This is a genomic window from Rahnella sp. JUb53 (genome assembly GCF_004346065.1).
GTDB classification, from domain to species: Bacteria; Pseudomonadota; Gammaproteobacteria; order Enterobacterales; family Enterobacteriaceae; genus Rahnella; species Rahnella variigena.
The window spans coordinates 453134-474885 of the sequence record NZ_SLYT01000004.1 but is presented as its reverse complement, the minus strand read 5'-3'; the positions used below and the strand labels follow the sequence as shown (position 1 = coordinate 474885).

Sequence of the window (21752 nt, the reverse complement as noted above, 5' to 3'; positions counted from 1 at the left end):
CCGTTGATGCTGCGCCCTGAACATTACTGGCGGTAGGTCTCGAGGAAACGGCCCAGTTTGTTAACGGCCATTTCCAGTTCGTCCACGCGCGGCAGCGTGACGATGCGGACATGATCCGGATACGGCCAGTTAAAGGCGGTACCCTGAACCAGCAAGACTTTTTGCTGGAGCAGCAAGTCGAGCACCATTTTCTGGTCGTCATGGATGTTGAAACGTTTGGCGTCAATACGCGGGAACATATACAGCGCACCTTTCGGCTTCACGCAGGAAACTCCCGGGATTTCATTGATCAGCTCCCATGCGCGGTCACGCTGTTCAACCAGACGTCCGCCCGGCTGAATAAACTCGCTGATGCTCTGGTATCCGCCCAATGCGGTTTGAATAGCGTGTTGCATCGGCACGTTGGCACACAGACGCATCGAGGCCAGCATTTCGAGACCTTCGATATAACCTTTCGCATGCTTCTTCGGCCCGTTCAGAACCATCCAGCCCTGGCGGAATCCGGCCACGCGGTAGGTTTTTGAAAGACCGTTAAAGGTAACGGTCAGCAGATCCGGTGCCAGAGAAGCGATTGAAATATGCTCAGCTTCGTCATACAGAATTTTGTCGTAAATTTCGTCTGCGAAGATAATCAGGTTGTGCTCGCGGGCGATGTCAACAATCTGCATCAGCAATTCTTTGCTGTAGACCGCACCCGTCGGGTTGTTCGGGTTGATGATCACTATACCGCGGGTGCGCGGGGTGATTTTGTCACGAATATCGGCGATATCAGGGAACCAGTCCGCGCCCTCGTCACACAGATAATGCACCGCGTTACCACCGGAAAGTGAAACCGCTGCAGTCCACAACGGATAGTCCGGCGCAGGCACCAGCATTTCGTCGCCGGTGTTCAGTAATGCCTGCATTGACTGAACGATGAGCTCAGAAACACCGTTGCCGATATAGATATCTTCAACCGTGATGTCGCGCATATCGCGCGCCTGATAGTGCTGCATGATCGCTTTACGGGCAGAAAACAGACCTTTGGAATCACAGTAGCCTTGCGCCGTCGGCAGATTGCGGATGACATCGACCAGAATTTCGTCCGGTGCGTCAAATCCGAATGGCGCCGGGTTGCCGATGTTCAGTTTGAGGACTTTGTTACCTTCTTCTTCAAGGCGTTTTGCTTCTTTAAGCACCGGGCCGCGAATGTCATAACAGACGTTGTCCAGTTTGTGGGATTTTTCAATCGGGGACATGTAAATGAGAGCCTTTTGCAGTAAAGCCTGTTCTTCCCTGGCGACGAGCGGCCGCAGAGCAGTGCGAATGGCACAATTTACTCCCCGACAGAGGGCAAGAGAAGGGCTTTGCACTGTTTTGGTGAAAAACAGCAGTAAAGTCAACTGAGGCGGGCTTTTAACAAAGCGTTTGAATCATCATGTGGTTTTTAATTCTTGTTTCTGTGTGTTTTGCGTTTTTATATTTTGCAAAAGTACGCTTTACGAACAATAAATTCACTGTTTTCGCTGGCTGCACCGCTTAATGCGTTAATCCCGCCAGAGCAAATTTTGAACTGAACATCATGAAAACTTACCAAAGCTCGATAAATTCTGAAAAAAAATTGGGCAGTCCTGTTTTATTGATAAAAATTCTTAACAAGCGTCAGTGTTATTTCGCTAATGTATAATAATGAATGCTGGATAGATGATCATGTTCTTAATGATAACTGAAACCTATTTCATTAATGTATGAAAATGCTTTTGAGCGCTATATTTTAATTTTCCAGCGCAAACAAATTTTGAAGAAACTAGAAAAATCTTAATCTTGCTTTAACTATACCTGGCTGAGAAATTCTGTTATTCGCGTGACTCAATGAATTTGTTGAATTATATTTTCACTGGCTGATTTTATTAATTAATTTGGCTTATGTTTTCAATGCGTGAGATCGTGCGGATTTTCGGCTATTGCAGACAGAAAGCGCACGCAGGCGGGTTATGGAAGGGTTCAGCAGGACAGACTATATTAATTAAGATGCTCTAATCATTTAGCCTTTATGTGGATTTAGAGTGGGCGAAGTTAATGCCCGTATCCTCACAATGGCCAAAACTTTCATGCACAAATATTTCTCAATTTAGCTTATCAAATGAGTGAGTATCCGACATATCTGGTATTCTGCTTTTTGCGGGTACTTTGACGCACCATCAGGGTAGCTTGTTATTAGATTCTATAAAGTGAAGAAAAACTATGACAATTGCAAATCGTCCAATCCTCAATCTCGATCTCGACCTGTTGAGGACATTTGTAGCTGTTGCTGATTTAAATACGTTCGCTGCGGCTGCTGCTGCTGTGTGTCGTACTCAGTCGGCGGTAAGCCAACAAATGCAACGTCTAGAACAACTCGTTGGAAAAGAACTGTTTGCCAGACATGGACGCAATAAATTATTAACTGAACATGGTATTCAGTTATTGGGGTATGCACGCAAAATCCTTCGTTTCAATGATGAAGCCTGCACCTCTTTGATGTACAGCAATGTTCAGGGCGGGATAACGATTGGTGCGTCAGATGATACAGCTGACACCATTTTGCCTTTCCTGCTCAGCCGGGTGACGTCGATCTATCCTAAGTTGTCGATTGATGTCCGCGTGAAACGCAGTCCTTTCATGCTATCGATGCTTGAAAGTGAGGAAGTGGACTTGGCCATCACTACGATGACCAATACCGACCACCCGCACATCGTTCTGCGCACTTCGCCAACGCTCTGGTACTGTTCAGCGGATTTTGCTTATCCTTCCGGGGACAGCGTGCCACTGGTGGTGCTTGATGAGCCCAGCCCTTATCGTTTAATGGCGACTGAACATCTTAATCAGGCAGGGATCCCGTGGCGTATTGCGTATGTGGCTTCTACATTGTCTGCCATTCGTGCGGCAGTACGTGCCGGTCTGGGCGTGACTGCGCGACCTATCGAAATGATGAGTCCGGAGTTACGTGTTTTGGGTGAACAGGACGGTTTACCACGACTGCCTGACACGCAGTATGTGCTGTACAAAAATGCCCGTTGTGAAAATGAACTGGCCATGGCGATTTTCAATGCCGTGGAGCAGGGGAATGATCCTTATTCGCTTAGCGCTTATGGTCCGCGTCCGGTAGTGGATGATGATCAGGAGTTCCTGGCAGATCCCCAAAATTAAGATTTTCGCCCAGCTTTACCTTCCGCCTCCGCTTAACGGGGCGGGGGTAAAGGCTTCTACCTCTTTTGAGGTGCAAGAGTTATACTTTTAGTGCTTCTGTTTATTATTTCGCGTAAAACCCGCCTTTTATAACCTTATCGCTTCCCGCTCCCTGTAAAGACCCTTGTTCGCAACACTCCCCAACCACAATTGAGCGACTAAATGGCGAAAAAACCAGCATTTTTCAACGTTAAAAAATAGCATCAAATTTTTCCGTAAATCGCTTGTCGTTTTTTGAAAATCAACAAAACTTGTTAAAAGTGTGCCTTTTTATCTCTCAAAATTGACAGAACTCTGACACAGATCAAAAAAATAACCCTATTAAGAGAGTGGAAGCGCTGCCTATTCCTGCGACAATAGGAAAGTTCGAAAGATGTCATAACTCCCATCACAGGCTCATGCTTTACCAGAGTATTTTACTGACACGATTTAGCTTAAGTACCGGCGCATGATATGTTAATTAAATGCTATGCATGTAAACTAATGTGGAGATACTTTTGTCAAAGTTGACAAAAGGTTATAGAAAAGGGTAAAAAGCCCACAACAAATCACTGGCTTAATGCCTTGTTGAGCCGTGAACTGTGTGGTTTTTAATCCTTCCCTTGAATCGATGTGGTGCGCAAGCTGCCGACCTTACAGAGCAGATGCCAAAGTGCCACTTTTGATGAGTAAGCAATGAGTATGTCAACAGCCACTGAAGTCATCGCTCAACACTGGGCGTTCGCCGTTTTTCTTGTCGTCGCAATGGGTCTTTGTTGCCTGATGTTACTGGGCGCCGCGTTTCTTGGCGGGAGAGCCAGAGCGCGTTACAAAAACACGCCTTTTGAATCAGGTATCGCCTCTGTCGGCACTGCCCGACTGCGTCTGTCCGCCAAGTTCTATCTGGTCGCCATGTTCTTCGTTATTTTCGACGTTGAAGCCCTGTATCTGTATGCATGGTCAACATCTATTCGCGAAAGCGGCTGGACCGGATTCGTTGAAGCCACCATTTTCATTTTGGTACTGCTGGCTGGTTTGTTCTATCTGGTGCGTATTGGCGCACTCGACTGGACACCAACACGTTCGAAAGGACCTGTTAAACCAAGCCCGGCGATTAATACCAACAGTCACCCTCAGTAAGCAGTCATAGCGAGGCATTAAGATGGACTATACGCTCACCCGCATAGACCCGGACGGTGAGAACGACCGTTACCCCCTGCAATCTCAGGAGGTCGTCGGCGATCCTCTTCAGGAACAGGTTAAACGCAGCGTCTTCATGGGAAATCTCCAGGAATCACTGCATGGCATGGTGAACTGGGGTCGTAAGAATTCCCTTTGGCCGTATAACTTCGGTCTTTCATGCTGTTACGTGGAAATGGTGACGTCATTCACTGCGGTGCATGACGTTGCGCGTTTTGGCGCAGAAGTTCTGCGTGCTTCACCACGTCAGGCTGACTTTATGGTGGTAGCCGGGACCTGCTTCACCAAAATGGCGCCGGTTATTCAGCGTTTGTACGATCAGATGCTGGAACCAAAATGGGTCATTTCGATGGGTGCCTGTGCGAATTCCGGCGGTATGTACGATATTTATTCTGTCGTTCAGGGCGTGGATAAATTCCTGCCTGTCGATGTGTACATTCCGGGATGCCCGCCACGTCCGGAAGCCTATATGCAGGCTCTGTTACTGCTGCAGGAATCCATCGGCAAAGAACGTCGCCCATTGTCATGGGTTGTTGGCGATCAGGGTGTTTACCGCGCGAATATGCAGTCTGAAAAAGAGCGTAAACGTGCTGAGCGTATTGCAGTGACAAATCTGCGTTCGCCGGACGAGATTTAACACTGCGGTCTGAGAGTCAACCCTGAGGGGAGGTGTTTATGAATATCCCCCTTACGGCATAAATGACCATTTAGTGTGGTGAAAAAAATATGACAGATTTGACGACGCAAGATTCCGCCCTGCCAGCATGGCATACCCGTGATCATCTCGATGATCCGGTTATCGGCGAATTGCGTAACCGTTTTGGGCCAGAGGCCTTTACTGTTCAGGCGACCCGCACCGGAATTCCCGTGGTGTGGTTCAAACGTGAACAGTTACTGGAAGCGATTACCTTTTTACGAAAACAGCCAAAACCTTATGTCATGCTTTTCGATTTGCATGGCTTTGATGAGCGTTTACGTACTCACCGCGACGGTTTACCGGCCGCGGATTTTTCCGTTTTCTATCACCTGATCTCGGTCGAGCGTAACCGCGACATCATGATCAAAGTGGCATTGGCAGAAAACGATCTTCATGTTCCGACCATCACCAAAGTGTTCCCGAACGCTAACTGGTATGAGCGCGAAACGTGGGAAATGTTCGGTATTACCTTCGATGGCCACCCGCACCTGACGCGCATCATGATGCCGCAGACCTGGGAAGGGCACCCGCTGCGTAAAGACTATCCGGCACGCGCCACCGAGTTCGATCCTTACGAGCTGACCAAGCAGAAAGAAGAACTCGAGATGGAGTCGTTGACCTTCAAGCCTGAAGACTGGGGCATGAAGCGTGGTACCGAAAATGAGGACTTCATGTTCCTCAACCTCGGTCCTAACCACCCGTCCGCGCACGGTGCTTTCCGTATCATCCTGCAGCTTGATGGTGAAGAGATTGTCGACTGTGTTCCGGACGTCGGTTATCACCACCGCGGTGCTGAGAAAATGGGCGAACGCCAGTCCTGGCACAGCTACATTCCTTACACCGACCGTATCGAATACCTCGGCGGTTGTGTTAACGAAATGCCTTACGTGCTGGCCGTTGAAAAACTCGCCGGTATCGTGACGCCGGATCGCGTTAACACCATCCGTGTCATGCTGTCTGAACTGTTCCGTATCAACAGCCATCTGCTGTACATCTCTACGTTTATTCAGGACGTGGGCGCGATGACTCCGGTGTTCTTCGCCTTTACCGATCGTCAGAAAATCTACGATCTGGTGGAAGCGATCACCGGTTTCCGTATGCACCCGGCCTGGTTCCGTATTGGTGGCGTAGCGCATGACCTGCCGAAGGGCTGGGATCGTCTGCTGCGCGAGTTCCTTGACTGGATGCCAGCGCGTCTGGATTCCTATGTCAAAGCGGCGCTGAAAAACACCATTCTGATTGGCCGTTCCAAAGGCGTAGCTGCGTATAACGCAGACGACGCTCTGGCCTGGGGCACCACCGGTGCTGGCCTGCGCGCAACGGGTATCCCGTTCGATGTGCGTAAATGGCGTCCATACTCTGGCTACGAAAACTTTGACTTTGAAGTCCCGACAGGTGATGGCGTCAGTGACTGCTATTCCCGCGTGATGCTCAAAGTGGAAGAACTGCGTCAGAGCCTGCGTATTCTGGAACAGTGCTACAAAAACATGCCGGAAGGCCCGTTCAAGGCGGATCACCCGCTGACCACGCCGCCACCGAAAGAGCGCACGCTGCAACACATCGAAACCCTGATCACGCACTTCCTGCAAGTGTCGTGGGGGCCGGTCATGCCTGCGCAAGAATCTTTCCAGATGGTTGAAGCAACCAAAGGGATCAACAGCTACTACCTGACCAGTGACGGCAGCACCATGAGCTACCGCACCCGTGTCCGTACGCCAAGCTTCCCGCATTTGCAGCAGATCCCGTCCGTAATCCGTGGCAGCCTGGTATCCGACTTGATCGTGTATCTGGGCAGTATCGATTTTGTAATGTCAGATGTGGACCGCTAACGATGACAGATATCAATAAAGACTCAGAAGTTCAGTACATCAACGTCAGCGAGCCCGTCGCGCCGCCGGTGTTTGTGCTGAGCGACGCTGAACGTGAAGCGATTGAGCACGAAAAACATCACTACGAAGATGCCCGTGCGGCCTCTATCGAAGCGCTGAAGATCGTGCAAAAAGCGCGTGGCTGGGTGCCTGATGGCGCTATCTACGCGATCTCCGATGTTCTGGGCATTCCTGCCAGCGATGTTGAAGGTGTGGCGACATTCTACAGCCAGATCTTCCGTCAGCCGGTGGGTCGCCATGTGATCCGTTACTGTGACAGCGTAGTGTGCCACATCACTGGTTATCAGGGGATCCAGGCTGCTCTGGAACAACAGTTGCACATCAAGCCGGGCGAAACGACTGAAGACGGACGTTTTACCCTGCTGCCGACCTGCTGCCTCGGTAACTGTGACAAAGGCCCGTCAATGATGATTGATGAGGACACGCACAGCCATCTGACGCCAGAAGCGATCGGTTCGCTACTGGAGCGCTACGCATGACCTACATTCCAAGACACATCGAACGCACGCCAGAAATGCACCCGCTGACATGGCGTATGCGTGATGATAAGCAGCCTGTCTGGATTGACGAATACCGCAGCAAAAACGGTTACGTCGGTGCAGAAAAAGCACTTAAAGGTATGGCTCAGGAAGAAATCGTCAATCTGGTAAAAGACGCTGGCCTGAAAGGGCGCGGCGGCGCAGGTTTCTCCACCGGTCTGAAGTGGAGCCTGATGCCGAAAGACGAAAGCATGAACATCCGCTATCTGCTGTGTAACGCCGATGAGATGGAACCGGGCACGTATAAAGACCGTATGCTGATGGAGCAAATGCCGCACCTGCTGGTGGAAGGCATGTTGATCTCGGCATTCGCGCTGAAGTCTTACCGTGGTTACATCTTCCTGCGTGGCGAATACATCGAAGCGGCAGTGAATCTGCGTCGTGCGATTGCGGAAGCCACAGAAGCGGGACTGCTGGGTAAAAATATTCTCGGTACCGGTTTTGATTTTGAACTGATTGTTCACACCGGCGCAGGGCGTTACATCTGCGGTGAAGAAACCGCACTGATTAACTCGCTGGAAGGCCGCCGTGCTAACCCGCGTTCCAAGCCACCGTTCCCGGCGTCTGCCGGTGCATGGGGTAAACCGACCTGCGTGAACAACGTCGAAACCTTGTGCAACGTGCCAGCCATCCTGGAGCACGGAGTGGACTGGTACAAAGGTATGTCTGCGGGCAAAAGTGAAGATGCCGGCACCAAACTGATGGGCTTCTCTGGTCGGGTAAAAAACCCTGGCGTCTGGGAACTGCCGTTTGGGACTACCGCACGTGAAATTCTTGAAGACTATGCCGGTGGCATGCGTGATGGCCTGAAATTTAAAGCCTGGCAGCCGGGCGGGGCGGGGACCGACTTCCTGACCGCCGATCATCTGGATCTGCCGATGGACTTTGCCAGCATTGGTAAAGCCGGTAGCCGTCTGGGGACCGCACTGGCGATGGCCGTTGACCATGAAATCGGTATGGTTCCGCTGGTGCGTAACCTGGAAGAGTTCTTCGCTCGTGAATCTTGTGGCTGGTGTACACCGTGCCGCGATGGCCTGCCGTGGAGTGTGAAAATTCTTCGTGCGCTGGAACGTGGTGAAGGCCAGCCGGGGGATATCGAAACTCTCCTGCAGCTTTGCCGCCAGCTTGGCCCGGGCAAAACCTTCTGCGCACACGCGCCAGGTGCCGTGGAGCCATTGCAGAGTGCGATTAAATATTTCCGGGAAGAGTTTGAGGCGGGTATCGCCAAACAGCATTACAACAACGCACATGCGATTGCGGGCATTCAGCCGAACAATCTGCTGAAAGAGCGCTGGTAGTGAAGGCAACAGGCAGCGGACGTGAGCCCGCTGTGCGCGAATTTCCGGAACAAGGGACGCGCTGTCGAATGATATACGCCAACCCGGCAAGAATTTTTGATTAACGCCCGTTTAGACGGGCCACGTGGAAGCATGCTGACTATGGCTACGATTCATGTAGACGGCAAAGAATACGACGTAGACGGAGCGGACAACCTGTTACAGGCTTGCCTCTCTCTCGGCCTCGATATTCCTTATTTTTGCTGGCATCCGGCGCTGGGAAGCGTCGGCGCTTGCCGCCAATGTGCGGTTAAGCAATACCAAAACGCGGAAGACACGCGCGGTCGTCTGGTGATGTCATGTATGACACCGGCGTCTGATGGCACCTTCATTTCCATCGACGACTCTGAAGCGAAAGAATTCCGTGAAAGCGTCGTGGAATGGCTGATGACAAACCATCCGCACGACTGTCCGGTGTGTGAGGAAGGCGGTAACTGTCACCTGCAGGATATGACAGTCATGACCGGCCACAGTATGCGCCGTTACCGTTTCACCAAGCGTACCCATAACAACCAGGATCTCGGGCCGTTCATCTCTCATGAAATGAACCGCTGTATCGCTTGTTACCGCTGTGTCCGTTACTACAAGGATTACGCGGACGGCACCGATCTGGGTGTTTATGGCGCGCACGACAACGTCTATTTCGGTCGTCCGGAAGATGGCCCGCTGGAAAGCGAGTTCTCCGGTAACCTGGTAGAAGTGTGTCCGACCGGCGTATTCACCGATAAAACGCACTCCGAACGCTATAACCGTAAATGGGACATGCAGTTTGCGCCAAGCATCTGTCAGCAATGTTCTGTTGGCTGTAACACCAGCCCGGGTGAGCGTTACGGCGAACTGCGTCGTATCGAAAACCGTTATAACGGTACCGTAAACCATTACTTCCTGTGCGACCGTGGTCGTTTCGGTTATGGCTACGTGAACCTGAAAGATCGTCCAAAGAAACCTTTGCAGCTTCGTGGTAACGACTGGATCGAACTTAACGCCGAACAGGCGATGCAGGGCGCGGCAGACATTATCCGTCAGGCGAAGAAAACCATCGGTATCGGTTCTCCGCGCGCGAGTCTGGAAAGCAACTTTGCGTTGCGCGAACTGGTTGGCGCCGAAAACTTCTATACCGGTATCAATGCGGCAGAGCAGGGCCGTCTGCAACTGATGCTGAACGTTCTGCGCAACAGCGGTGTTCACACACCGGCGCTGCGTGAAATCGAAGAATACGATGCCGTTCTGGTGCTGGGCGAAGATCTGACTCAGACCGGTGCGCGTATCGCGTTATCTGTTCGTCAGGCCGTTAAAGGCAAAGCCCGCGCGATGGCTGCGGCTCAGCGCGTAGCCGACTGGCAAATCGCGGCAGTCCAGAACATCGGTCAGCACGCCAAACATCCGCTGTTCATCACTAACGTGGACAACACCAAACTCGACGATATCGCGGCTTATAATTACCGTGCACCGGTCGATGAGCAGGCGCGTTTCGGCTTTGCTATCGCCCATGCGCTGGATAATTCTGCGCCAGCGGTCAGCGACCTTGCTGATGGCCTGAACAAGAAAATCGACGTGATCGTGCAGGCACTGACCGGCGCGCGCAAGCCGCTGATCATCACCGGTACGAGCGCCGGTTCTGATGCCATCATCGAAGCCGCTGCAAATATCGCGAAAGCGCTGAAAGTGGCTGGCAGTGATGTCGGCATTACGTTCGTGGCTTCTGCGGCAAACAGCATCGGTCTTTCGATGATTGGTGGCGGCTCGCTGGACGAAGCACTGGAATTGCTGACCCGCGGCGAAGCCGACAGCGCGATCGTCATGGAAAATGACCTTTATCGTCAGGCGCCTGAAGCGAAAGTTGATGCGGCATTAGCGAATGTGCAGAACCTGCTGGTCGTTGACCATCAGCGTACGCGCATTATGGATAAAGCCAGCCTGATCCTGCCTGCGGCAAGTTTCGCAGAAAGCGACGGCACGCTGGTGAATCAGGAAGGCCGCGCACAGCGCTTCTTCCAGGTTTACGATCCGGCTTACTACGACACAACGGTTGCTATGCTGGAAAGCTGGCGCTGGATGCACTCGCTGCATTCCACCATCAACAGCCGCCATGTTGACTGGACGCAGCTGGATCACGTCATTGAAGCCTGCGTTGAAGCACTGCCACAGCTGAAAGGCATGGTAGAAGCTGCGCCAAACGCCAGCTTCCGTATCCGTGGTCAGAAACTGGCGCGTTCTCCGGCACGTTCCAGTGGTCGTACCGCCATGCGCGCGAACATCAGCGTTCATGAACCGCGTCAGCCGCAAGATAAAGACACCATGTTTGCCTTCTCAATGGAAGGGAACAACAGCCCGACAGCCAACCGCAATCAGGTGCCATTCGCCTGGGCGCCGGGCTGGAACTCACCACAAGCCTGGAACAAATTCCAGAGTGAAGTCGGCGGCAGTCTGCGCCATGGTGATCCGGGTGTGCGTTTGATTGAAGCAGGTGAGGGGACACTCGATTACTTCACCACTATTCCGGCTGCCTTTACTGCGCAGAGCGATAACTGGCGTGTTGCGCCTTATTATCACCTGTTCGGCAGCGAAGAAATGACACAGCGCTCTAAGGTGATCCAGCAACGTATGCCACAGGCGTATGTGATGGTTAACCCGGCAGATGCTGCGCAATTAGGGGTGAATGCAGGTTCTCAGGTGGAATTCACCTGTGCCGGTCAGACCCTCAGATTGCCGGTTCGTCTGAGTGAAACATTGAGTCAGGGCCAGGTTGGCCTGCCGCTGGGCTTGCCGGGTATTCCTCCGATACTGGTTGGCGCAACGGTTGAAAATCTGCGGGAGGCAGCACAATGAGCTGGTTTACACCTGTAGTCATTGATTCATTGATCGCTATTCTGAAAGCTGTCGTGATCCTGCTGGTTGTTGTGACCTGCGGGGCCTTTATGAGCTTCGGTGAGCGTCGCTTGCTGGGTCTGTTCCAGAACCGTTACGGACCAAACCGTGTCGGCTGGGGCGGTTCCCTGCAGCTGGTCGCTGACATGATCAAGATGTTCTTCAAGGAAGACTGGGTACCTAAATTCACCGACAAAGCCATCTTTACGCTGGCGCCGATGATTGCATTTACGTCCCTGCTGATCTCCTTTGCGATTGTTCCGGTCAGCCCGACCTGGTTCGCCGCAGACCTGAACATCGGTATTTTGTTCTTCCTGATGATGGCCGGTCTGACCGTCTATGCCGTGTTGTTCGCTGGCTGGTCCAGTAACAACAAATACTCGCTGCTGGGTGCGATGCGTGCATCCGCTCAGACGCTGAGCTACGAAGTGTTCCTTGGCTTATCGCTGATGGGCGTTGTAGCGCAGGCGGGTTCCTTCAATCTGCAAGACATCGTCATTTCTCAGTCGCACATGTGGAACATCATCCCGCAGTTCTTTGGTTTCGTGACCTTTGCGATTGCCGGTGTGGCTGTTTGTCACCGTCACCCGTTTGACCAGCCGGAAGCCGAGCAGGAACTGGCCGATGGTTACCACATTGAATATTCCGGTATGAAATTCGGTCTGTTCTTCGTGGGGGAATATATCGGTATCGTGACTGTCTCTGCGCTGATCGTCACCTTGTTCTTCGGTGGCTGGCAGGGGCCGTTCCTGTATCCGGTGATCTGGTTTGCGCTGAAAACGGCGTTCTTCATGGTGATGTTCATTTTGATCCGTGCTGCTTTACCGCGTCCCCGCTACGACCAGGTGATGTCATTTGGCTGGAAAGTTTGCCTGCCACTGACCTTGCTTAATCTGCTGGCGACCGCTGCGGTCATCTTGTACAACGCGCAATAAGGGGTGATGAAACCATGACATTGAAAGACATAGTGGTCGGGTTCGGTACCCAGGTTCGCAGCTTGTGGATGATAGGCATGCACGCCTTCGCCAAGCGCGAAACCCAGATGTACCCTGAAGTTCCGGTCAATCCACCTCCGCGTTACCGTGGCCGTATCGTGCTGACGCGCGATCCGGACGGTGAAGAGCGCTGCGTTGCCTGTAACCTGTGTGCGGTAGCCTGTCCGGTAGGCTGTATTTCTCTGCAAAAAGCAGAAATGAAAGACGGTCGCTGGTATCCGGAATTCTTCCGCATCAACTTCTCACGCTGCATTTTCTGCGGTCTGTGCGAAGAAGCTTGCCCGACAACAGCCATTCAGCTGACGCCGGACTTCGAGCTGGGCGAATTCAAACGCCAGGATCTGGTGTATGAAAAAGAAGATCTGTTGATCTCTGGGCCGGGTAAATATCCGGAATACAATTTCTACCGGATGGCCGGTATGGCGATTGACGGCAAGTCGAAAGGCGAAGCTGAAAATGAAGCCAAACCGATCAACGTCAAAGGTCTGTTGCCTTAAGGAGCCGCAAGCATGGAATTTGCATTTTATATTGCAGCCCTGGTGGCCGTGTTGGCGACATTGCGTGTTATCACGCATACCAACCCGGTTCATGCACTGCTGTATCTGATCGTCTCTTTACTGGCGATTGCTGCGGTCTTCTTCTCGCTCGGTGCGTATTTCGCCGGTGCCCTGGAGATCATCGTTTACGCCGGCGCCATTATGGTGCTGTTCGTCTTCGTCGTGATGATGCTCAACCTCGGCAATGTCGAAGAACAGGAACGTGCATGGCTTAAACCTGCTACCTGGATCGGACCTTCGGTTCTGTCAGTCATCCTGCTGGTGGTGATGATTATGTCAATCCTCGGCGTGCATGATCACGGTATCAAAGGCGACATGATTGATGCGAAAGCAGTGGGCATCGCGCTGTTCGGGCCTTACGTTCTGGCTGTTGAACTGGCGTCAATGCTGTTGCTGGCCGGTCTGGTCGTGGCATTCCATATTGGTCGTGAACACAAACCGGGTGAAGTCTTCGGTGACGCACCGGTTACGACCGAAATGGCAACAAAAAGAAAACCGGAGGAGAGAGCATGATCCCTCTACAACATGGTCTGATTCTGGCCGCGATCCTCTTTGTTTTGGGGCTTACCGGGCTGCTGGTTCGTCGTAATTTGCTGTTTATGCTGATCAGTCTTGAAGTGATGATTAACGCGGCAGCGCTGGCGTTTATCGTGGCGGGAAGCTACTGGGGTCAGGCAGACGGGCAGGTGATGTACATTCTGGCCATCAGCCTGGCTGCGGCGGAGGCCAGTATTGGTCTGGCGTTGCTGCTGCAACTGTATCGCCGTCGCCACACTCTCAATATTGATACTGTCAGTGAGATGCGCGGATGAACTTACTCTATTTAACAATTTTGTTCCCGCTGATTGGCTTCCTGTTACTGGCCTTTTCACGCGGTCGCTGGTCTGAAAATACCTCTGCTACCATTGGCGTAGGTTCCATTGGTCTGGCAGCAGTGACCACCATTTATGTGGGCATCAATTTCCTCAGCCAGAAAGCGGCGGGCGTGGAAGTCTTTAATCAGCATCTGTGGAACTGGATGCAGGTTGGTGACTTCAATATTCCTGTCACACTGACGCTCGACGGTTTGTCGATGACCATGCTGTCCGTGGTGACCGGCGTCGGTTTCTTCATCCACATGTTCGCTTCCTGGTACATGCGCGGTGAAGAAGGCTACTCACGCTTCTTCGCGTACACCAACCTGTTTATCGCCAGCATGGTGATTCTGGTACTGGCAGACAACCTGTTGCTGATGTACCTCGGTTGGGAAGGTGTGGGTCTGTGCAGTTACCTGTTGATCGGTTTCTACTATACCCATCCGGCAAACGGCGCGGCAGCGATGAAAGCATTTATCGTGACCCGTGTGGGTGACGTGTTCCTGGCTTTCGCACTGTTCATCCTGTACCGCGAACTGGGCACGCTGAACTTCCGTGAACTGATGATCCTGGCACCGCAGAAACTGGCAGTAGGCGACACGGCAATTACCTGGGCGACCCTGATGTTACTGGGCGGCGCAGTGGGTAAATCCGCACAGCTTCCGCTTCAGACCTGGCTGGCAGACGCCATGGCCGGTCCGACGCCGGTTTCCGCGCTGATCCACGCCGCGACCATGGTCACCGCCGGTGTTTACCTGATTGCACGTACTCATGGCCTGTTCCTGATGGCGCCTGAAATCCTGCATCTGGTGGGCATTATCGGTGCGGTCACGCTGGTTCTGGCCGGTTTCGCTGCGCTGGTGCAAACCGATATCAAACGTGTTCTCGCGTACTCGACCATGAGCCAGATTGGTTACATGTTCCTGGCGCTGGGCGTTCAGGCGTGGGATGCCGCTATCTTCCACCTGATGACGCACGCATTCTTTAAAGCACTGTTGTTCCTTTCTTCCGGTTCGGTCATTTTGGCCTGCCACCACGAACAGAACATTTTCAAAATGGGCGGATTACGTAAATCCATTCCTCTTGTCTATATCTGCTTCCTGGTCGGTGGCGCGGCGCTGTCCGCCTTGCCAATCATCACTGCGGGCTTCTTCAGTAAAGATGAAATCCTCGCGGGTGCGCTGGCTAACGGCCACCTGAATCTGATGGTTGCGGGTCTGGTCGGTGCGTTTATGACCTCGCTGTACACCTACCGCATGATCTTCATCGTCTTCCACGGCGAAGAGAAAATCAAAGCGCATGCGGGTAAAGGCATCACTCACCACCTGCCGCTGCTGGTGTTACTGGTTCTGTCCACCTTTATTGGCGCGATGATTGTTCCGCCACTGAAAGGCGTACTGCCGGATACCACTGAGCTGGCGCATGGCAGTGTGCTGACGCTGGAAATCACATCAGGCGTGATTGCAATTGCGGGCATTCTGCTGGCGGCTGCCCTGTATCTGGGGAAACGCTCACTGGTCAACAGCATTGCGAAAAGCGCACCGGGCCGTTTCTTCACGACCTGGTGGTTCCATGCCTGGGGCTTCGACTGGCTGTACGACATGATTTTCGTGAAACCTTATCTGCTGGTTGCGAAACTCCTGCAACGTGATCCACTGAACTCAATGATGAATCTGCCTGCGCTGTTTGCCCGTCTGGGTAACCGTGGTCTGACTCTCAGCGAAAACGGTCAGGTTCGTTGGTACGTCGCGTCAATGGGGCTCGGTGCAGTTGTCGTTCTGGCGCTGCTGCTGGTGATTTAAGCCTGCATTACGGGTGTAGTTATCAATGCCGGTCTGTTGGTGTTACGGACCGGCAAGTGAAATAGCCTTCGGGCATAAAAGAAGGGAACGACACGCCATGCTATTACCTTGGCTAATATTTATCCCCTTTATCGGCGGGCTGCTGTGCTGGCAGACTGAGCGCTTTGGGAGCAAAGTACCGCGCTGGATCGCGTTAATTGCGATGGGGCTGACGCTGGCTCTTTCCGTGCAATTGTGGTTGCAGGGAGGATATTCATTAACGACGCCTGCGGGTATTCCACAGTGGCAATCCGAGTTTTCGGTGCCGTGGATCCCTCGTTTTGGCATCAGCTTCCATCTGGCTCTGGACGGTTTGTCCCTGCTGATGGTGGTTCTGACCGGTCTGTTGGGTGTTCTGGCGATCCTCTGTTCGTGGCGTGAAATCCAGAAGTATCAGGGTTTCTTCCACCTGAACTTACTGTGGATCCTCGGCGGCGTGATCGGCGTGTTCCTCGCCATCGACATGTTCCTGTTCTTCTTCTTCTGGGAAATGATGCTGGTGCCGATGTACTTCCTGATTGCCTTGTGGGGACACAAAGCGTCAGACGGTAAAACGCGTATCAGCGCAGCAACCAAATTCTTCATCTATACGCAGTCCAGCGGTCTGGTGATGTTGATTGCCATCCTTGGTCTGGTGTTTGTGCATTACAACGCCACCGGAGTGTGGACATTCAACTACGCTGACCTGCTGAAAACGCCAATGTCGCACGGTGTTGAATATCTGCTGATGCTGGGCTTCTTCATCGCCTTCGCGGTGAAAATGCCGGTTGTGCCACTGCACGGCTGGTTGCCGGATGCACACAGTCAGGCACCAACCGCCGGTTCCGTCGACTTAGCCGGTATCTTGCTGAAAACCGCGGCCTACGGGATGTTGCGTTTCTGTCTGCCACTGTTCCCGGAAGCGTCTCACCAGTTCGCACCGATTGCCATGTGGCTGGGTGTGATTGGTATCTTCTACGGTGCGTGGATGGCGTTCTGCCAGACTGATATTAAACGTCTGATTGCTTACACCTCCGTTTCGCACATGGGCTTCGTGCTGATTGCTATCTACACCGGCAGCCAGCTGGCGTACCAGGGCGCAGTTATCCAGATGATTGCACATGGTTTGTCCGCAGCCGGTATGTTCATCATCTGTGGTCAGCTGTACGAACGTCTGCATACCCGTGATATGCGCCAGATGGGCGGATTGTGGGGACGAATCAAATACCTGCCAGCGTTGTCGCTGTTCTTCGCCGTCGCTACTTTAGGGATGCCGGGTACAGGTAACTTCGTCGGTGAATTCCAGATCCTGTTCGGCAGCTACCCGGTTGTGCCGGTGATCACTGTCATCTCAACCTTTGGTCTGGTGTTCGCTTCGGTTTACTCACTGGTGATGATGCAGCGCGCTTACTACGGCAAAGCAAAATCTGACGAACCGCTGCCGGGCATGACCTCACGCGAACTGTCGATCATCTTGTTACTTGTTGTATTGCTGGTGGCGCTGGGCTTATACCCGCAGCCAATTCTGGATACTTCAAGTGCCGCGATGAGCAACATTCAGCACTGGTTCGGGTCTTCAGTTTCCACTATTTCAACGACAAGGCCGTAACTCGCCATGACATTTACACTTCAAAATCTGATCGCACTATTACCGCTGATGATCGTCGGATTGACGGTGGTGGTGGTGATGCTGTCCATTGCGTGGCGACGCGACCATTTTCTTAATGCCACACTGACAGTCATCGGGCTGAACGTTGCCTTACTTTCTCTTTACTACGTCGGGCAGGTCGGCCCGCAGGACGTCACACCGTTGCTGCGCGTTGACGGCTACTCGATGTTCTACATCGGGCTGGTGCTGCTGGCGAGTCTGGCCACCAGTACGTTTGCTTATCCCTGGCTGGCCGGTTATCCGGATAACCGCGAAGAGTTCTACCTGTTAGTTCTCATTGCGGCCATGGGCGGCATTCTGCTGGCATGCTCTAACCATCTGGCGTCAATGTTTCTCGGGATCGAACTGATTTCCCTGCCATTGTTCGGCCTGATTGGTTACGCCTACCGCCAGAAACGCTCGCTGGAAGCGGCGATCAAATATATGCTGCTGTCGGCTGCTGCGTCTTCCTTCCTGCTGTTTGGTATGGCGCTGCTGTACGCACAGTCCGGTGATTTGTCCTTTGCGTCACTGGGCAAAAACCTGGGCGACGGCGTGATGCTGCACCAGCCGCTGCTGATGGCCGGTCTGGGCATGATGATTGTTGGTCTGGGCTTCAAGCTGTCGCTGGTTCCGTTCCACCTGTGGACGCCAGACGTGTATCAGGGCGCACCTGCACCGGTTTCGACTTTCCTGGCAACCGCCAGCAAAATCGCAATCTTCGCTGTGGTGATGCGTTTGTTCCTGTACGCGCCGGTGGCTGACAGCGAATCGATTCGTATCGTGCTGGCGATTATCGCCTTCTGCTCGATTCTGGTCGGTAACCTGATGGCGATCAGCCAGAGCAATATCAAACGTCTGCTCGGTTACTCTTCCATCGCTCACCTGGGTTATCTGCTGGTGGCGCTGATTGCCGTACAAACGCATCAGCTGTCGATGGAAACCGTTGGCGTGTATCTGGCCGGTTACCTGTTCAGCAGCCTCGGTGCTTTCGGTGTGGTCAGCCTGATGTCCAGCCCGTACAAAGGCCCGGACGCAGAATCGCTGTTCTCCTACCGTGGTCTGTTCTGGCATAAGCCAATCCTGTCTGCGGTAATGACCGTGATGATGCTGTCACTGGCCGGTATTCCGATGACGCTGGGCTTTATCGGTAAGTTCTACGTGATTGCGACCGGTGTGACCGCGCATCTGTGGTGGCTGACCGGTGCTGTGGTTGTTGGTTCTGCGATTGGTCTTTACTACTACCTGCGCGTAACGGTGAGCTTGTATCTGAGCGCGCCTGAAACGCTGGTTCGTGATACGCCAAACAACTGGGCGCTCACGGCGGGTGGGGTAGTCGTACTGATTTCCGCGATTCTGGTGCTGCTGCTGGGTATCTTCCCGCAACCGCTGATTTCGCTGGTACAGATGGCGCAACCGCTGCTCTGATAAAGTCTGCAGACGCAGTCTGAAAAGCTGACGAAGCCGCTCACATGAGCGGCTTTTTTAATCGTATTGGTTGATAAATGTGATTAATATCACATTTATATGTACGTTCAGCTAAATATTACATTCATTTTGTGATCTTCCCCATTCCATTATTCCTGCCATTGCGTACACTGCGCGCTTGTTCAAATTCGTATGGAATTACGCCATGAATGTTTTAGTGATGATTGCCATTACCACCGGCATCCTCTCCGGTATCTGGGGCTGGGTGGCTATCAGCCTTGGCCTGATAAGCTGGGCGGGATTCCTCGGATGCACGGCGTATTTCGCCTGTCCGCAGGGCGGGCTGCGCGGATTACTGATCAGCACGCTGACCTGTCTCAGCGGCGTGTTCTGGGCGGTAGTGATCATCACGGGCAGCGCTATGCGTCCCGAATGGAGCATTCTGGGTTATATGCTGACCGGCGTCGTCGCCTTCCTGATGTGCATTCAGGCGCGTCAGCAGTGGCTGGCGTTTGTTCCGGGCACCTTTATCGGTGCCTGTGCGACTTTCGCCGCACAGGGCGACTGGCGGCAGGTGGTGGTGTCATTGCTGGTCGGTCTGGTATTCGGTTACGCGATGAAAAACAGCGGATTATGGCTGGCGAAACAGCGCGAAAAGCAGCTGAATGGCGCTAAAAATGCCGCCATTTTACCGGATGTCAAAGGGTCAGAAGGTTCTTAAAACCCCGTTTTTACGACAGTTTTCTGATGATCTGTCGGGCAATTCAGGCGGAACTGCGCTAGGGTTAATGGCAGCATAAGTTTTTAGAAGACCCGAACACATCATAAGGAGATAACCATGGCTGACCAATTTGAGACACAGCAGAATTCGTTAGATGACGATTTGCGTATGCTGACTGAAACTCTGGAAGAAGTGCTGAAATCTTCCGGCGATAAAGCGGATGAGAAATACGTGCAAATTAAAGCACGTGCTGAAAACGCACTGAAAGACATTAAATCCCGTATTGACCCTTCCGCCCGTTCTTACTGCAAGAAAGCCCGTCACGTCGCGGAACAGACTGACAGCTATGTGCGTGAAAATCCGTGGCATGGCGTGGGCGTCGGTGCCGCCGTCGGCCTGGTTGTAGGCCTGTTGTTGCGTCGCTAATGTCATTCCTTCAGGGGCAGCGTCCTGCTGCTCCTGCTCTTAACGCATTTGATAACTCCTTTGTCTGCTCCTATACTCCCTCTTAGCTAACAGCACTCACTTCAGCTTGATCTGTCGCATATTTTCATTTTTCGTATCGCCGCATAATTCATCCGTAATTGATCCAACCCGTTTTTTGATCCAGAAGGGTATTTCTGCCCGTCACTAAACATCCGGTATGGCCCGAGGTAGCGGTGAAACAAATATCAGCAATCATTGAGCAGCTTGATACAACACTGGCAGGCGAATGGCCTGATACAGCGGGGATCCGGCAGTTCAGTTATTCTCTGCAAAAACAGCCAGACACCGGCCTGCTGGAATGGTTGTCTGCGCAACCCTGCTACCCTAAATTCTACTGGCAACAGCGTGATGGCAATGAAGAAGCCGCCGTTTGTGGCGATGCTTACGCTTTTGGCGATACGGCACAGGCGCAGGCTTTTATCCGCGAACATCAGGATGTACCTGATCTGCACATCTGGGGGCTGAACGCCTTCAATGGCGCTGACAGCTCCGCCTTTGCTGCCAATGCACTGTTTCTCCCGCGCGTCGAACTTTGCCGTCAGGGCAGCCGCTACTGGTTGCGTTGTACGCTTTTCAGTGCGCATTCTTTACGTGTGGAAGCTCGCCGCACGCGTTTGTTCCTGCGATCTCTGGTTGCCAGTCAGGCTTTACCGCCGATCGCCTCCCGCGTCTTACAGCACCAGCATTTACCGGCGCAGCCGCAGTGGAATCAGCTGATTACCCGCGCACTGAACTGCATTGAAGCGCAGCAATTCGACAAAGTCGTGCTGGCGCGAAAAACTACGCTGACTCTCAGCCAGCCTCTGAACGCCTGCGCATTTCTGGCTGCCAGTCGTGCGGTGAACCACCACTGCTATCACTTTATGCTGGCATTCACGCCACAACAGGCTTTCCTGGGTTCCAGCCCTGAACGCCTGTTCCTGCGCAACCACGATGAGTTATATACCGAAGCGCTGGCGGGCACCGTCGCCAACGATCCTGATGATTTTAAAGCACAGGAACTGGGCGACTGGCTGCTGAACGACTGCAAAAATCAGCGAGAAAACCTGCTGGTGGTGGATGACATTTGCCAGCGTTTGCAGGGCGGGGCGCAAACCCTCGACATCATGCCTGCCGAGATTTTACGTCTGCGCAAAGTACAGCATCTGCGCCGCAGTATTCATGGCGAACTGACGGAATCCGATGACGCCGGTTGTCTGCAACGTTTACAACCGACGGCGGCCGTCGCCGGATTGCCGCGTCAGGCAGCCCGCGAATTTATCGCTGAATTTGAGCCTTTTGACCGCGAATGGTATGCCGGTTCCGCCGGGTACATCAGCGCTGAACAGACGGAGTTTACCGTCGCGCTGCGTTCTGCGGCGGTGAAAGGACATCATCTGGAACTCTACGCTGGCGCGGGAATTGTCGCCGGTTCTGACGCTGCACAGGAGTGGCAGGAAATCGAAAACAAAGCCGCAGGATTGCGTACTTTGCTGGAAGAGCACTACACGCCTGCCGTTCAGGCCGGATAATCCTTTGCCGGAGTAA

Annotated in this window: 18 protein-coding genes; 17 read left to right on the top strand and 1 reads right to left on the bottom strand. The window is 52.9% G+C overall.

Annotated features, from left to right (window positions below):
• Positions 1-23: 23 nt before the first annotated feature.
• Positions 24-1238, bottom strand: coding sequence for a pyridoxal phosphate-dependent aminotransferase (locus EC840_RS12570; protein ID WP_113877047.1), 1215 nt, complete (start codon positions 1236-1238; stop codon positions 24-26).
• Between the two features lie 985 nt (positions 1239-2223).
• Between EC840_RS12570 and lrhA the strand changes: the two genes are divergently transcribed.
• The 17 genes from lrhA (at position 2224) to menF (ending at position 21736) form a co-directional block, all read left to right on the top strand.
• Positions 2224-3168 (top strand): transcriptional regulator LrhA, encoded by a 945-nt coding sequence (lrhA, locus tag EC840_RS12565; protein ID WP_113877048.1) that lies wholly within the window; start codon positions 2224-2226, stop codon positions 3166-3168.
• A 714-nt stretch (positions 3169-3882) separates the two neighbouring features.
• Positions 3883-4326: an NADH-quinone oxidoreductase subunit A gene (locus EC840_RS12560; RefSeq protein WP_101076106.1), complete on the top strand. Its 444-nt coding sequence runs from the start codon at positions 3883-3885 to the stop codon at positions 4324-4326.
• Between the two features lie 22 nt (positions 4327-4348).
• The gene (locus tag EC840_RS12555; protein ID WP_013574590.1) at positions 4349-5023 is read left to right on the top strand and encodes an NADH-quinone oxidoreductase subunit B; all 675 of its coding nucleotides are present in this window, start codon (positions 4349-4351) and stop codon (positions 5021-5023) included.
• A gap of 89 nt (positions 5024-5112) precedes the next feature.
• Entirely contained in the window at positions 5113-6912 is a 1800-nt protein-coding gene (gene nuoC, locus EC840_RS12550; protein WP_013574591.1) for an NADH-quinone oxidoreductase subunit C/D, read from the top strand.
• Positions 6913-6914: 2 nt separating this feature from the next.
• The gene (nuoE, locus tag EC840_RS12545; RefSeq protein WP_226790007.1) at positions 6915-7451 is read left to right on the top strand and encodes an NADH-quinone oxidoreductase subunit NuoE; all 537 of its coding nucleotides are present in this window, start codon (positions 6915-6917) and stop codon (positions 7449-7451) included.
• A complete protein-coding gene (gene nuoF / locus EC840_RS12540; RefSeq protein WP_112289929.1) occupies positions 7448-8809 on the top strand; it encodes an NADH-quinone oxidoreductase subunit NuoF in 1362 nt (453 codons plus the stop codon). The genes nuoE and nuoF overlap by 4 nt, the downstream gene beginning before the upstream one ends.
• 141 nt (positions 8810-8950) lie before the next feature.
• Positions 8951-11677, top strand: a complete 2727-nt coding sequence (gene nuoG / locus EC840_RS12535) for an NADH-quinone oxidoreductase subunit NuoG (protein WP_113877069.1) — start codon at positions 8951-8953, stop codon at positions 11675-11677.
• Positions 11674-12651, top strand: coding sequence for an NADH-quinone oxidoreductase subunit NuoH (gene nuoH / locus EC840_RS12530; RefSeq protein ID WP_112289931.1), 978 nt, complete (start codon positions 11674-11676; stop codon positions 12649-12651). The genes nuoG and nuoH overlap by 4 nt, the downstream gene beginning before the upstream one ends.
• 14 nt (positions 12652-12665) lie before the next feature.
• Positions 12666-13208 carry an NADH-quinone oxidoreductase subunit NuoI gene (nuoI, locus tag EC840_RS12525; protein ID WP_112289933.1) on the top strand — a complete coding sequence of 181 codons (543 nt, stop codon included), beginning with the start codon at positions 12666-12668 and terminating at the stop codon, positions 13206-13208.
• 12 nt (positions 13209-13220) lie between these two features.
• Positions 13221-13781 (top strand): NADH-quinone oxidoreductase subunit J, encoded by a 561-nt coding sequence (gene nuoJ / locus EC840_RS12520; RefSeq protein ID WP_120162063.1) that lies wholly within the window; start codon positions 13221-13223, stop codon positions 13779-13781.
• Entirely contained in the window at positions 13778-14080 is a 303-nt protein-coding gene (gene nuoK, locus EC840_RS12515) for an NADH-quinone oxidoreductase subunit NuoK (protein ID WP_004936014.1), read from the top strand. Before nuoJ ends, nuoK begins: the two co-directional genes overlap by 4 nt.
• The gene (gene nuoL / locus EC840_RS12510) at positions 14077-15924 is read left to right on the top strand and encodes an NADH-quinone oxidoreductase subunit L (protein ID WP_132965571.1); all 1848 of its coding nucleotides are present in this window, start codon (positions 14077-14079) and stop codon (positions 15922-15924) included. The genes nuoK and nuoL overlap by 4 nt, the downstream gene beginning before the upstream one ends.
• Before the next feature lie 97 nt (positions 15925-16021).
• A complete protein-coding gene (gene nuoM / locus EC840_RS12505; RefSeq protein WP_112289938.1) occupies positions 16022-17551 on the top strand; it encodes an NADH-quinone oxidoreductase subunit M in 1530 nt (509 codons plus the stop codon).
• 6 nt (positions 17552-17557) lie between these two features.
• The gene (gene nuoN, locus EC840_RS12500; protein ID WP_112289939.1) at positions 17558-19018 is read left to right on the top strand and encodes an NADH-quinone oxidoreductase subunit NuoN; all 1461 of its coding nucleotides are present in this window, start codon (positions 17558-17560) and stop codon (positions 19016-19018) included.
• Positions 19019-19223: 205 nt separating this feature from the next.
• Positions 19224-19739: a DUF1097 domain-containing protein gene (locus EC840_RS12495; RefSeq protein WP_113877051.1), complete on the top strand. Its 516-nt coding sequence runs from the start codon at positions 19224-19226 to the stop codon at positions 19737-19739.
• 117 nt (positions 19740-19856) lie between these two features.
• Complete coding sequence (locus EC840_RS12490) at positions 19857-20165, top strand: DUF883 family protein (RefSeq protein WP_112289943.1); 309 nt, start codon at positions 19857-19859, stop codon at positions 20163-20165.
• A 233-nt stretch (positions 20166-20398) separates the two neighbouring features.
• On the top strand, positions 20399-21736 hold the full coding sequence (gene menF / locus EC840_RS12485; RefSeq protein ID WP_132965569.1) for an isochorismate synthase MenF: 1338 nt from the start codon (positions 20399-20401) through the stop codon (positions 21734-21736).
• Positions 21737-21752 lie beyond the last annotated feature (16 nt).